The 11,718-nt window shown below is 40.3% G+C and carries 13 protein-coding genes; 4 read left to right on the top strand and 9 right to left on the bottom strand.

Annotated features, from left to right (window positions below; genetic code table 11):
• From deoC to ACP45E_RS10505, 4 genes are all read right to left on the bottom strand, one after another.
• The coding region (gene deoC, locus ACP45E_RS10520; protein WP_069584984.1) for a deoxyribose-phosphate aldolase at positions 1-669 on the bottom strand (669 nt) is incomplete at its 3' end.
• A 69-nt stretch (positions 670-738) separates the two neighbouring features.
• The gene (locus ACP45E_RS10515; protein WP_017038677.1) at positions 739-2,001 is read right to left on the bottom strand and encodes a NupC/NupG family nucleoside CNT transporter; all 1,263 of its coding nucleotides are present in this window, start codon (positions 1,999-2,001) and stop codon (positions 739-741) included.
• Positions 2,002-2,016: 15 nt separating this feature from the next.
• On the bottom strand, positions 2,017-2,841 hold the full coding sequence (xapA, locus tag ACP45E_RS10510) for a xanthosine phosphorylase (protein ID WP_017038676.1): 825 nt from the start codon (positions 2,839-2,841) through the stop codon (positions 2,017-2,019).
• Between the two features lie 560 nt (positions 2,842-3,401).
• Positions 3,402-4,208: a hypothetical protein gene (locus ACP45E_RS10505; protein ID WP_017038675.1), complete on the bottom strand. Its 807-nt coding sequence runs from the start codon at positions 4,206-4,208 to the stop codon at positions 3,402-3,404.
• A gap of 206 nt (positions 4,209-4,414) precedes the next feature.
• Between ACP45E_RS10505 and ACP45E_RS10500 the strand changes: the two genes are divergently transcribed.
• Positions 4,415-5,845: an SEFIR domain-containing protein gene (locus ACP45E_RS10500; RefSeq protein ID WP_017038674.1), complete on the top strand. Its 1,431-nt coding sequence runs from the start codon at positions 4,415-4,417 to the stop codon at positions 5,843-5,845.
• A gap of 675 nt (positions 5,846-6,520) precedes the next feature.
• Here ACP45E_RS10500 and ACP45E_RS10495 read toward each other — a convergent pair.
• Together ACP45E_RS10495 and ACP45E_RS10490 are read right to left on the bottom strand one after the other, a co-directional pair.
• A complete protein-coding gene (locus ACP45E_RS10495; RefSeq protein ID WP_426511075.1) occupies positions 6,521-6,676 on the bottom strand; it encodes a DUF6538 domain-containing protein in 156 nt (51 codons plus the stop codon).
• A gap of 291 nt (positions 6,677-6,967) precedes the next feature.
• The gene (locus ACP45E_RS10490) at positions 6,968-8,062 is read right to left on the bottom strand and encodes a hypothetical protein (RefSeq protein ID WP_017038673.1); all 1,095 of its coding nucleotides are present in this window, start codon (positions 8,060-8,062) and stop codon (positions 6,968-6,970) included.
• Between the two features lie 221 nt (positions 8,063-8,283).
• On the opposite strand from ACP45E_RS10490, the gene ACP45E_RS10485 reads away from it, so the two are divergent.
• Positions 8,284-8,424 carry a hypothetical protein gene (locus tag ACP45E_RS10485; protein ID WP_017038671.1) on the top strand — a complete coding sequence of 47 codons (141 nt, stop codon included), beginning with the start codon at positions 8,284-8,286 and terminating at the stop codon, positions 8,422-8,424.
• A 79-nt stretch (positions 8,425-8,503) separates the two neighbouring features.
• Here the strand turns inward: ACP45E_RS10485 and ACP45E_RS10480 are convergent, their stop codons facing one another.
• Together ACP45E_RS10480 and ACP45E_RS10475 are read right to left on the bottom strand one after the other, a co-directional pair.
• Positions 8,504-9,226, bottom strand: coding sequence for a hypothetical protein (locus ACP45E_RS10480; protein ID WP_017038670.1), 723 nt, complete (start codon positions 9,224-9,226; stop codon positions 8,504-8,506).
• A gap of 43 nt (positions 9,227-9,269) precedes the next feature.
• Positions 9,270-9,977 carry a helix-turn-helix domain-containing protein gene (locus ACP45E_RS10475; RefSeq protein ID WP_017038669.1) on the bottom strand — a complete coding sequence of 236 codons (708 nt, stop codon included), beginning with the start codon at positions 9,975-9,977 and terminating at the stop codon, positions 9,270-9,272.
• A 175-nt stretch (positions 9,978-10,152) separates the two neighbouring features.
• Here ACP45E_RS10475 and ACP45E_RS10470 point away from each other — a divergent pair, with 175 nt between their 5' ends.
• Positions 10,153-10,713, top strand: a complete 561-nt coding sequence (locus ACP45E_RS10470; protein ID WP_017038668.1) for a recombinase family protein — start codon at positions 10,153-10,155, stop codon at positions 10,711-10,713.
• Between the two features lie 22 nt (positions 10,714-10,735).
• On the opposite strand, the gene ACP45E_RS10465 is transcribed toward ACP45E_RS10470, so the two are convergent.
• Positions 10,736-10,948: a helix-turn-helix domain-containing protein gene (locus ACP45E_RS10465; protein ID WP_017038667.1), complete on the bottom strand. Its 213-nt coding sequence runs from the start codon at positions 10,946-10,948 to the stop codon at positions 10,736-10,738.
• 101 nt (positions 10,949-11,049) lie between these two features.
• Between ACP45E_RS10465 and ACP45E_RS10460 the strand changes: the two genes are divergently transcribed.
• The gene (locus ACP45E_RS10460) at positions 11,050-11,592 is read left to right on the top strand and encodes a hypothetical protein (RefSeq protein WP_017038666.1); all 543 of its coding nucleotides are present in this window, start codon (positions 11,050-11,052) and stop codon (positions 11,590-11,592) included.
• Positions 11,593-11,718 lie beyond the last annotated feature (126 nt).

Raw genomic sequence — 11,718 nt, 5'->3', positions numbered from 1 at the left:
ACCGCCCATGATATCAGCGGCAGATGCTAGATAATCTTTGGCATCTTGTGTGGTTTTTACGCCACCCGCGGCTTTAAAACCGACCTTGTCTTGCATACCCAGATCGTAAATAGTCTGAACCATAATCTTTGCCGCTTCTGGCGTGGCGTTGACCGGAACTTTACCTGTTGACGTTTTTACGAAATCAGCACCAGCACGAATCGAGATCTCTGTTGCTTTTCGGATCAAATTTTCTGTTGCCAGTTCACCGGATTCAATGATGACTTTAAGCGCAACATCTCCACACAACGATTTCGCTAATTGGATCATTTCGAAACCGATCTGTTCATTGCCAGTCATTAATGCTCGGTAAGGAAAAACAATATCAATTTCATCGGCACCATAAGCCAATGCTGCGCGAGTTTCAGATAGCGCGATATCCAAGTCATCGTTTCCGTGAGGGAAGTTAACGACAGTCGCCACTTTGATTGACTCTGTCTTTTGTACTTTAAGTTGTTTTTTCGCTATCGGGATAAATCTTGGGTAGATACAAATCGCTGCTGTAGAGCCAAATGGGGTCGATGCGTTTCGGCACAGTTCAATTATACAGTTGTCTGTTTCTATATTCGTCAACGTCGTCAGATCTAAAAGGCCAATTGTGTGTTTGGCCACGCTTGAAAGTGTGTTCATTGAAAATCCTAGTAACTAATCAAGGATAGAAGAGCGTCTCAGAAATGAGCGCTCTTCCATTCGGAGGGGTTAAAAAGCAAATGAGATAAATACACCGGCGATAGCGGCACTCATTAGGTTTGAACAGCTTGCTGCGACCAACGTTCTGAAACCGTGTCGAGCAATGAAGTTTGTACGTGCAGGGCAAAGTGTACCCAGGCCACCAATCAGAATTCCCATAGAGGCTAAGTTGGCAAAACCACATAACGCAAAGCTTATGATGACTTTTGATTTTTCGTCGAGTACGTGAAGACCTTGCTCAAGTACAACACTTGCATCTTTTAAATACGGAGCGAAATCAGAGTAAGCAACAAATTCATTGATGATAATTTTCTTACCAATCATTGCACCAGCAATGGAAATATCAGCCATAGGTACGCCTAATAAAAACGCCAGCGGAGAAAATATCCAACCTAGTATTAGTTCCAGAGATAGATCCATACCTACGAACGAGCCAACGCCACCAAGAACAGTGTTAACCAGTGCCACTAGGCCTATCATAGCTATCAGCATGCCACCAATGGCAACTGCTAGTTTAAGGCCACTTGCAGCACCTTCTCCAGCTGCACCTAAAACGTTCTCAGCACGTTTTTCGGAGAAGTTAGTTTCTTTGCTTACCGTGTATTCCGGAGTCTCGGTTTCAGGCATGATCATCTTGGCAAACAAAACACCACCAGGAGCCGCCATGAATGACGCGGCCAGTAGGTATTCCATCTGTACGCCCATCATTGCGTAGCCTGCGAGAACTGTGCCTGACACTGATGCCATACCACCACACATCACAGCAAAGAATTCTGAATCACTCATTTTAGCCATGTATGGCTTAACGACCAATGGAGCTTCACTTTGTCCAACAAACACATTGGACACGGCTGACATCGACTCGGCTTTGGATGTACCCAAAACCTTAGCCATAGCGCCACCAATTATGCGAATGACATATTGCATCACACCTAGATGGTACAGAACTGCGATCAGCGCGGAGAAAAAGACCACCAAAGGCAACACATTTAAAGCAAAGACAAAGCCAATGCCATCCACTGAGAAGTTAACTAAGTTACCAAATAGAAAGTTAATGCCTTCCTTACCACTGTCCAGAACGGCATGCACGCCATGTGACATCCCCTCAAGTACAACTCGTCCCATAGGTACATATAATACCAATGCACCAATCACCAATTGCAATAAGAAAGCAGCTCCGACAGTACGTAACTTAATTGCTTTTCTATTTGTAGACGCTGCGTAACCAATACCTAGTAAAGCAGCTATCCCTAAAAATCCGATCGCAAACATTAGGTTACCTTCCTATTAGAAATTTTCAGCCATAAATGCTTTGATAAGAGAGACGAAATCCGCTTCAGCAAGTTTGGCGCATTTTAGTGTTTGATCGTGTGATAGCTCAACATCACCTAAGCCTTCTGCCATATTTGTAATGGCACATAAAGCAACGACAGGTAAGCCACAGTGTGCAGCAGAAATGACTTCTGGTACCACTGACATACCAACTACGTCCGCTCCAATGATTTGCATCATACGAATCTCTGCAGCAGTCTCAAAATTTGGACCAGTGTAAGAAACGAAGACACCGTCATTTAAGTGTATGGAGTGCTTGTCTGCAGTTACTCTCATTTTGGTGCGCAAATCTTTGTCGTAGGCATTTGCTAAACTGAAGAATCTTGGACCATATTCTTCATCATTGGCGCCAGTCATTGGTGAGTCAGGCATGGTATTAATGTGATCGTTAAACATGACTAGTGAGCCAACATCGATGCGATCTGGGCGTAACGAGCCAGCTGCGTTAGTTACAAGTAAAAGATCACAACCTAATTTCTTAAACGTACGTACTGGTGTTGTCATCACCTTCATTGTCTGATGTTCATAATAATGACCGCGGCCTTTCATACATACAACGTCTACGCCATTCATTGTTCCAAGCACTAGCTCACCTGAGTGACCTTGAACAGTACTCACTGGAAAACCATCTAGTTCTTCGTATGGAATGCAGACTTTATCTGTTAACTCATCAGCAATTACGCCAAGTCCTGAGCCTAAGATAAATGCGGCTTTTGGTGCAAAATTGGGTTTACGCTCGCGAATGGTTTGTAGGGCATTGATTACTGGATCATGTGACATAGTGGTATCTCTTATAAATAATTAGTTCGTAATAGATATTAATGGCGTTCCACAACACAAAACACCACAAAATTCAGCGCTATCATGCTGAATATCCGCACAATAAAGACACCTAAAAACAAATTAAAATATTTAAAAATCAATATCTTGAATAAAAAAAAGGAGAGTATGTATGAACTCGATATCTAATAGATGGTTTTTTATTTGATTTTAATGTGACATTGAATGTTTTAAAGTGTTGAAATAATTAGATAGTTGTTCCAATACCTATTGCTGGATCACTTTTTGTTTCTACACTAATTTGTATGGGAAATAGAGCAAACATTTTGTGGGTTGGAATCATTTTAGAGGTATGAAATCCAGTGAAACGAGAACAAACTACAGAGAAAAATCATCTTATTCTGTGGTTTGCTTTAATAGTCTTGGTTGCCTGTTATGCCGACGTAAACGAGTTATGGCTATTCTGAGTTGCGCCCTTTCTAATTTAGCAAAGCATGAATTAATTGAAGTATTGTAACTCGCTTAGTCGAGTGTCCAGTTTTACTGGAGCAGATCAGGGGCTAGTAGATTTCCTTATTTAACACTACATATGTAGTAGTCAGCCCAAGTGATCTACGTTCTTTTTTAAACTCCTTTAACTTCCACCTCATGTACTCTTCCTCTGGTTCATGCTTATCCCATTGGCTGTCATCATCTTGACTCACATCATAACGTTCAAGAATCTTCCCTTCCTTGATGGTCCAAATCTCCCAATCCATTAACTGGGCTAACTTTATTACTTTCAACAGGTGTGATCTAACAGCTAGATATACACTATGTTCAAGATGCTCTTCAGGTTTATCTGGTAGTGGTAGTACTTGCTCTATATAGCACTCAAGCTCTGTGAGAGTAATTCTCATTTCCAACATAGTATTTGATAAGTAATAATCATCGCTATTAAGGTAGAAATTAATATGATCTGACATCCTTTGAAAAGAGTCGTCTATGTCGATTATTACCTGTTCCCTAAAATCCTCATCAACTATAAGCTTATATGAATCCTGTCTAGCCAATCGCATTAGGGCTATGTAGATCTCACTACGCATCTTAACTAATTTTTCAAGTGCTGATAATTGAATATCTAAGGCCTGGTTCCACCGAGCTTCAAAGAGTTGGTCATCATGCCTCTCTTGCTGTCTCTCCTGAGTCCACCAGTAACCACACACAGCTACACCAGCAGCAAACGAATAGACAAAGATTTGTTTCAATACATCTCTGACATCCTGTTTATTGAATTCAAATTGATTGGTTTTTATGAACCAGTAACAGAACATTATCAAAACTATTGCTATTAAAACTACTACCAGCCACTTTAGATACTTTTTCATCAAACAACCTATACCTAACTCATTGATAGACACAGTACAACTAATATGAAATCAGGGTCAAACAGTAGTTGGCTGAACTAAATAACCACCGTAGTTAAATCGGATTTTTTGATATCAGTAGAATGAGACACAACTAAATCTTTTATGAACTCAGTTTCGTTATATTACCCACTCTATAGATAATATAACTACTGTGGATAAATTGAATGCAAGAGCCAAAAGTCTTTATTTCTTATAGCTGGTCCAGTAAACAACACCAAGAAATGGTGAAGTATTGGGCTGATAGACTCATCGCTGATGGAGTTGACGTAATCATAGATATTTATGACCTAAATGAAGGGGATAATAAGTACTCTTTTATGGAAAGCATGGTTACAGATAAAGATGTAACCCATGTGCTCATAGTGTGTGATGGAAAATATACTGAAAAAGCAGATGCAAGAGCTGCAGGGGTCGGCACAGAGTCAATGATCATTTCCAGTGAGGTCTATAAAAAGGTTAAACAAAGTAAGTTTATTCCTATTTTATGTGAATTTAGTGAGAGTGATGGTGAACCAATTGCTCCTGTATTCATGGATTCTAGAATCGGTATCAACTTTTCTAGTCCTGAACATGTAAATGAGAATTGGGAACAACTAGTTAGATTACTATATGGAAAACCTCTTCATGTGAAACCTAAAAAAGGAGCTGTTCCATCTTTCATTACTGATGATAAACCTTTACCAAATAATGAATCCGTTGCAAAGTTTGAATCACTTAAACAAGCCATTCTTCAAGATAAGAAAAGCATAAAACTTTGTAGAACAGACTTCATTAAATCTTGTATTGATTATTCTGATAAGCTTCGCATTAGAGAAAGACCAGATCTACCTAACTTTGGAGACAAAGTGCTAGAAGATTGTAGAAAACTAAAGGTTGTGAGAAATCAATTATGTGACTGGGTGATTCTTGAGAGTCAAACAACAAATCAAGAAGCATTGACTGAAGATATCATCGCAGTATTAGAGCAACTAATTGAACTAAAGGGTAAACCAGTTGAGATTTCGTCATGGAATGATTCATGGTTTGAAGCCCATGATGTGTTTATTTACGAAACCTTTTTGTACATCGTAGCGTCATTAATCAACACTAACTGCTACCACGCACTCTATGAAGTACTTTCTACTAACTATTTACGGCCAATCAGCGAGCGTAATTCAGTGCTAAATTTCACGGACTTCAGGGTCTTCTTTGGACACTCGGAGCACTTACAAAAGGTACTTCGACCAAAGGAAAACCTGTACTCACCAGAAGCTGAGTTAATAAAAATGCAAGCAGATAGAGAGGACATCTCTTTCTCTGACGTAATGCAAGCCGATTTGCTTCTCCTTATGATGGCATCTGTACATAGTAATCACTGGTATCCTGCTACTTTACATTACGCAGAACACAGTCAAGCATTTCCATTATTTGTGCGTGCAACTCAGCACAAGCACTTCAAGAGACTAGTCCAGATAACAGGGATTGAAACTAGTAAAGAGTTAAGAGAAAAAGTCATCCATCACTTAAGCGCAACTAAGATTAACTACACTAGAGGTTTCCATCATAGTAACTTTGCAGAAATGATGAACCTTGAGCACTTAGACACCATCAAATAGCCACAGAAACAATAAAGGGAGCTTAATTGCTCCCTTTTCTTTACCTCATTAGTAGGTATATCTTCTCTCAACTTGCTGTATCTATACCTTTGTACTCACTGGTTGTAGTGGATTAGTAAATTTGGCCACGTAGTTAGATGAGGAAAGGTAAGTCAAATGAAGCTTCGGTGAAGTGTGTGTTGAATCAGTCGAAACAAGGAATGGGGCACTTCTGGGTTAGTAGCTTTGCTAATCTAAGCATCGACATTTCGCAACTGACAGCATTCATTTGGGCGCATAGAAGACAATAGACAAATAGGTGAACCCAATACTGGTCATTCAGTTTCTGCCTACTACGGGGCTTAGAACCTAACTTACCGAGGGTAAATACTCATGTGAAAAGATTTCTTTCAAGTCAGTAAGTTAAAAAGGCTTCTTTCGATCTTTTTCATCTCGAGTGTCGTTATTTTTAATTGAAGTCGATAACTCTGCGAATGGGTTTTTAGAGAGTTCCAAGTGCCTACACGCCCAGCTATATATACTGGAGCACCTTTGTATGTATCTAGCGGCTGTAACATCGATAATTGTAAGTAATCCAAACTCTTTATTTCTTTCAATGGTTTCAAGTACCGACATTGGTATGTATTGGGTCAGATTGATTTTCAGGTTCAGCAATCTTTTGCCTAAGTTTAAGTTCTAGCTTAAGAGCAAGTAAAACAGCACGCTGTAATCTCTGGTGTGCAAGGATCTTTTGGGTTCGGTTCGATTGTAGAATTGGGCTTGAAATGCGTTTGGGATTTGATAACAAAAGTACCAAATACCTGAAGAAGAACGTTGAGTAAGATAGCGCATGTTTAGTACCACTATTTAGTACCAATTGGCTTTCTGAGCTATATTTGTAGGGTAATCATTTGATAAGTAAGGATAAAGCAGTAGAAGGTGATGCTTGCAAGAAGTTATAAATTTATAGCACTCTACATACTGACACCGACAATCCATTGAAATTGTTATAATTAAAATAGTTAATTTTTAGTAGCATCATTTCACTACATACTAATCCGGCCCATTGTGCGATCTTTGAGCCGAAGACCACCAAAATATATCACGCAGAAATCGGCTTTCCATCATCACTCTCATGACTGATTAAGCTTCTAGCTGCCCTGTTATGACGAACTGATCATAACGCTTCCTAACTAGCATCTTAAATGAGGGATATTGCTTGAACGCCTCAACGATCTTATCGGGAGCAATCTTCGCGTTCAACAATTCGACCTGAACATGCGTAAACAGATTCACAAAGAGTATGCTGTTTAATGTAAAGGCGTGCTCTGTTTTAGCATAAGGACAGCGCAGGATGGAGAGAAAACATCGAGCATTCTCCAAGGTAATTGGACGCCCTTTTCGCCATAGGTCGAAGCGTTTTTTTATAGCTTGTAAATCAGGATCTACAGTATCAATTTCGATGGCTAAATCAGGATCATCATGCTGCGCTTTCAAGACATCACGGTAAAGTTCGCTCCATTTGATATCGCTTTTTTGATAACGATCATTCGCCCAGCCTTGTTTAACATTTTGTAGTAAGAGTTCCCCTGACGGGTAAAACATTATGCCTTTAGAGTTAGGCATGCTGTTTGGTAAACATTTACTCAAAATAGAGTGTTCCTGTGACTCACTATCAAGCTCCAAGTAAAGCTCAAACAATGCGCCCCAATACATAACCATATGAATAATATACTCATAAATGGACTGCACTGTAGGAGATTCTGCCTCAAATTTATGGACTAGAAACCATTCCCTAAGATAAGGAGCAAGACTCTCAACACTATTGGTTTGTGCATTCTGCTTTATAAATTGATATTCAAGGTCAAAGTGTGCATCAAGAAAAGACCAATATTTAGCTAACTCATGGCTCTCTTGCCATCCATTACGATAACCATCAATAGTTCCTTTCACACATACCCAAGCCCCAATATGTGCAGGTTCAATACCGGAAGACAACGCTTGCGCCCTTTCTACAAAACTACTACCAAAATAGCTAACCACTGAATCCACATCCAAACCATTAGTTCTGAATTTTCGGAAAAACTGATGATCGTGAGTGATATTGGAGTCATTTTTTATCCCTCTCGCCATTTTAACCAGCAAATCTGAGTCCGACTCAACAACCTTTGAGGCTATAAGCAGTAGTTTAGGTAAGTGATTAAACAATATTCCACGGTTGCATTCTGCGTTAAACATATTTCAGCCAAATGTCCCTTTTTTCGGCTCTGATTGATAAGAGAATACTATCGAACCTAAACAAAGGACAAAGTGATGGCACTAACAAAACCGCAGGACAATTCCTCCAATATGCCAAATGCCAACAAGGGCACCAATGGTACGAACAAACAATACGACCAGGTGCATGGGAATCGGGGAAAACAAATTCAACACAACAAGCGAAACAAAGGAGAATAACCATGGGTAGAACATCCAACGACGATCGCAGCGACAGTATGAATCCAAACAATGACGCATACTGGGATAGCTTAGATAACCATTCTGATCAGTTAAACCCTAATAATGATGAATATGCAGGGGATTACGAAGACGAAGATTGATTAATACAACGAAAGCTCAACCTCAGTTGTATTATTTGCTGCTAGCGTTTTAGATTTACTGACTCTAAATCTGACTAGATCACCCCTGAAACCGGTTAACCGTTGTACGATAGCTGCTCGCTTTAACTGGTTTCAATCCCTGCTTAACTCTCGATTGATTGAGACCGTCTACAAGCTCCAAGAAATCATTATGTGCTTGCGTGTAATTCACTCTGATATGCCTTAATGAATGCTCTTTTACTACGCGTAGCAAGAGTTTTTCGGCCTCGGCATCAATATAATGGGCTCGATTGCCCTTGAGTGCATGAGCAGGTTTTAACGCTTTCTTTTGCCAACCCGATTTAACGTACACGCTGACCCACTCTGCTAACGTTCGCCAACTCGGCGGATTGGCATCTTCAATGTTTGCTGAGAACGCTGCAAGCCAAGGAACAAGTCGCTTTTCCGTATACGCCGGAACATCAGAATCCAACACTCCCCTCACATACGCATAGCGTCTTTCCATTGTTTTCTCGTATTCCAATTCTCGCTTCGCTTTTTGGGGGTTTCCCTTCTGGAGCTTCGTCTTTTTGCCTACGGGATTAACAAAAACGGTTTCAGGGAGAGTATCTTTAGATATGGTGATCAACAGCCCTTTTTCTATATGCGATTCTAATTGGTCTTTTGCAAAGGAAAAGTGGCCACCATGTTCGATATCTTTAATGGTGATTTCAGTTCGGCTCACATCACTCACCTGATAATGAGAGCACTTGCCACCTCGATAGCGCTTCACAAGAATAAGATTAGGATCTCTAAAATTCATTATTCATCCCGTTATAAGGCTACAGAAATAAACAACCAGATGGTCACTTTCTGAAACGCTGTAATGTGGTTTCATAGCTACTTGGAGTAAGCATCGGTAGCCCTTCGTTGCATCGACGCTCATTCAGCCGTCCCATTCGCTCAATAAAATCTCGATGTGCTTTGCCTATATTAATTCTCACTGAAGACCTAGCATGCTCAACGATAACCTGAGATAGCAATTGATCTACTTCAGGGGGCAATCGATTGGAGTGATTACCTTTATTATGATGACGTGGGAGCAGCGACGCTTTTTTCCATCCCGATTCATTAAACGATTTAAGCCATCGGATGAGTGTTTTATATGATGGAGGGGATTTATCTTCGATTTCTGCAGCTACCTTACTAATCCACGGTGTTAGCCGATTTGCTGACAATGCAGGAAGATCAGAATCCAGTACTTTGCGCACATAGAAATATCGACGCTCTACCTCCATTTTATTCGCCGCTTTCTTTCCAACGGCGATAGGCTTGGTTTTCTTTTTGACGGCATTGATGAACAAAACGTCGGGAACACTATTTTTGGCCGTAATGATAAGAAGACCATTGTTAATATGGCTTTCTAATTGTGATCGTTTAAAGGAAAAGCATTCGCCATGCTCTATATCCTGTAATGACACCCATTCGGTATCAAATGAATTCACTTGAAAATAGGATTTCTTTCCGCCACGAAAACGCTTAACAAGAATAAGCTCAGGATCTCGAAAATTCATGACGTCTCCTCTTTTTCTAAACGAGTGGCTTCCACATCATGCGGCTACAAGCCTTCATTTAAGGTATACCCTAAGTTAACAAACTCATCGCCTCTCAATAATGTTCATTTAGAGTGGATAAACACTTTAAATGACACTATCTTCAATAAGTCTAGATGCTAAATGAGCAAATTCAATGAGCAAGGTCGGCTACGCACGAGTTTCCACTACAGAGCAATCATTAGATCTTCAGATTCAGAAACTCACGGAAGCAGGTTGTATCAAAATCTTCTCTGATACTTCGACGGGGTCAGACATCAAACGTCAGGGTTTGGTGGACCTAATGGAATACCTAAGAGCCGGTGATACCCTCGTTATTACACGAATCGACCGTATCGCTAGATCTGTGCTAGATTTGCAGCAGATGGTCAAAACCTTTAACGAGCAGCAAATTCTACTGACCGCTTTAGAACAACCTATCTCAACAGATTCTGCATCCGGAAAAGCGTTTCTCGATATGTTGGCCGTCTTTGCCGAGTTTGAATTAAACATTCGCAGAGAACGTCAACTTGAAGGAATCGCGGCAGCAAAAGCCGCAGGAAAATACAAAGGTAGGAAACCACTCTCGAACGCAATAAAGCAACAAGTTATCAGTATGCATTCTGAGCATCAAAAAATTACACAGATCTCTAGTGTGCTAGGTATTTCAAGAAACAGCGTATACAAGATACTTAACGACAACCGCAATGGTTCTTGAATGGTATGAATACACTTTTACTCTAAAGCGCTGGCAGCAACTCAACAACATTACATTCTAAGGCTTGTGCCAAGCCATACACTTTTTCGAGTGTAATATTCACTTCACCACGTTCAATACGGCCAACGTAACTTCTGTCTATATCAGCAATGAGCGCGAGTTTATCTTGAGAGATGCCTTTTTCTTTGCGTACCTCACGTAATTTCGAGCCAAATTTAACCGCTAAGTCTTTCATTTTTAATCCAAGTTAAAATGAAAACTATCCTTACTTGCGGCATATAAAGCCACGGATTATAATCCGCATTTAAAATCCCACTCGAAATTTCGGTAAACAAAATGTCCAGTAAGCCAATTCATCTAATTCCGTTTCTCTATCAAATTCTCATTGAGGATCAACTTGATGATTTCTCTGTATTAGAACTTAGGGATCGATATCTGGCTCTCGCTGGTTCCACAGTCGATAATGCAGCAGCAAGACGACTGGTGTACCGACATATCCTACGCCTAGAAAATAAACAGCTACTGTGTAAAGTAAGCGTTAAAGGCACCAAAAAAGTGACGTATCAAAAGACTGAGCTGTTTTCAAAAACAACCTGGGAACTCTCGAAAAACAACAGCACTACCAAAGTCAGCGAAAACCATAACAGCTCTTATGAAAGCAAATCAAATTCGCCTAAAACGGTTCTTCAAGAAAGATTAGAGCAATGTGAAAGTGACTTTTTAGCCTGCTTACATGAGTTTGAAACCTATCAAGGTCTTAGTTCTGAGTTCCCTCATTTAAAAGAAGGCTTACATGATGTAAGGAGCAAGACCAAGATTCAAAGTTCAAAATTGGTTGGTCAGATAAGAGCAATTAAAATGGCATTAGCACTATCATGATAGCTTTGCGCCAGTGGCAATCAGAGTGCGTCGAACTGGCCCTGCATCACTATCAGAAAGGTCAGTCTCACTTCCTCTGTCTTGCAACGCCTGGGGCTGGAAAGTAAGTAGATCGGAAGAGCGGTT

Source organism: Vibrio genomosp. F10 str. 9ZD137 (genome assembly GCF_049974785.1).
Lineage (GTDB): Bacteria > Pseudomonadota > Gammaproteobacteria > Enterobacterales > Vibrionaceae > Vibrio.
This window is presented reverse-complemented; position numbering and strand designations above follow the sequence as displayed.